The 1,924-nt window shown below is 58.6% G+C and carries 1 pseudogene; it reads right to left on the reverse strand.

The features are described from left to right. Window positions 1–71: 71 nt before the first annotated feature. Window positions 72–1,494, reverse strand: a pseudogene (gene ltrA / locus NTD87_RS00695) (group II intron reverse transcriptase/maturase). Window positions 1,495–1,924 lie beyond the last annotated feature (430 nt).

Genomic DNA, 1,924 nt, shown 5'->3' on the forward strand with positions numbered 1-1,924 from the left:
ATCGAGTAGGAGGCGGTTTCACAACCGCCGTCCTCTCACACCACCGTACGTACGGTTCCGTATACGGCGGTTCAGGTTATGCGATTAAGCCGGTTTATCGTATCCAGTATTGAGACCAGCCCGAGTCGATCCCATAGCTTCTTCGGTAGCGCCTGATTCATATGTGACGCTCCCGAGTTCCACCATGGGCCTCGGCCATTGACCGCCGATTTCCACGCCCGCGCCTCGTCGATTCCCAAACGTATCAGGTTGCGCGCCCTCGTAGAGGGCCGCTTCCATTGACGCCATATGACGCAACGAAGTTTGTGACGCACCCAGCCATCAAGCTCCTCAAGCGGCCGCTTGCTCTGACTCAGCTTGAAGTAGCCAGCCCAACCACGCAGCACGGGAGTCATTTGCTCAACGATATATCTCATTGAGCGGGCCCGTACCCGACGCAAGAGTTCCCTGAGTCGGTCGCGCAGGCGGTGCAGGCTTATGCTCGCTACCCTCAGCTTCGGCTGTTTATGCCAGCTCATCCCATAACCCAAGTAATCACCGGCCCAAGGCCGTGCCACACGGCTCTTTTCCCGATTCAGTGTCAGTTTCAGACGCTGAGCCAGGAGGCGCTCAACACTGGCCATGACCCGTTCGCCTGCACGATGACTGCGCACATAAATGTTTGCATCGTCGGCATAGCGCACGAAGCGATGGCCCCGCCGTTCCAGTTCGCGGTCGAGTTCGTTGAGCAGGATGTTCGACAGCAACGGCGAGAGCGGGCCGCCTTGCGGCGTCCCTTCCTGCCGTCGGCTGACGAGTCCACCTGACATCGTTCCCGCTTCAAGATAACGACGGATCAGCGTAAGAACGCGTTTATCTTCGATCTGACGCGCAACATGGGCCATCAGGACATCGTGATTTACCCGATCAAAGAACTTCTCGAGATCAAGTTCCACGCACCAACGGTGTCCCGCCGCCACATGGTCACGGGCTGTTTCGATGGCTTGATGGGCGCTTCTGCCCGGACGAAAGCCGTAGCTGTAGTCCGAAAACAAGGGATCGAAGATCGGCGTGAGTTGTTGCAGCAAAGCCTGCTGGATCAGGCGATCCACGACGCTGGGAATACCCAACTGCCGTGTTCCGCCTTTGGATTTGGGGATGTCGACGGCGCGTACACCTTGCGGGTGATATTCGCCAGCCAGCAACCGAGTCTTGAGGATCGGCCAATACTGTTTCACGTAGCCTGCCAATTGGTCGACCGTCATGCCATCGGCACCCGGTGCGCCCTTGTTGCTGACTACGCGTTGATACGCACGCTTGAGGTTGGCGGGTGCAAGCACCCGCTCCATCAGCGTGTCCGGCTCCGCGTTCGTCCACGCCACAGACGCCGCCGATGTCTGCGCACTGACAGCCGCAAGCCCAGGATTCTGTCCGGGACTTGGGGTTACAGTTCTCTTGCGGAGAAATTTCTGCTTTTCCGACATTCGACGAGACTCTGACGCCTATTGGCGGCATAACCTGTTCGGCCCTTGGTGGCATGGTTATTTGCCACTTACTACGGCCTCGGCTGACTTCTGTAGGTTCATCCCGTCGCCTCTCGACGCTCGGTAGCACAGTGGCAAACCTACAGATCTCCCAGGGTAATTCGCGCGACCTTCCTGCTTATGCCTGTCGGATTTACGTCACAGCGTTCCGTGCAAGTATCGGGCTTTGACGGTTTGGGCCGTCTTACCCCGCTGCGCCGCCTCTATCCGCTTCCTGTTCGTCAGGCCAGCATTTTGCCTCGGGCTTCCTTCAGATTCGCAGTCACCCGCGACACCCTTGCCTTCGGCTAACACTTCCCCTTGCCGGGTGTGTAGAGGACTTTCACCTCCAAGTCACCAGCGTGGCCACCACAGCCAAACTGGTTGCGCTTGCGCGCAACGCGCCATGCCTGGCGCACCCA

This window comes from Pseudomonas sp. 6D_7.1_Bac1 (assembly GCF_025465945.1).
Taxonomy (GTDB): Bacteria; Pseudomonadota; Gammaproteobacteria; order Pseudomonadales; family Pseudomonadaceae; genus Aquipseudomonas.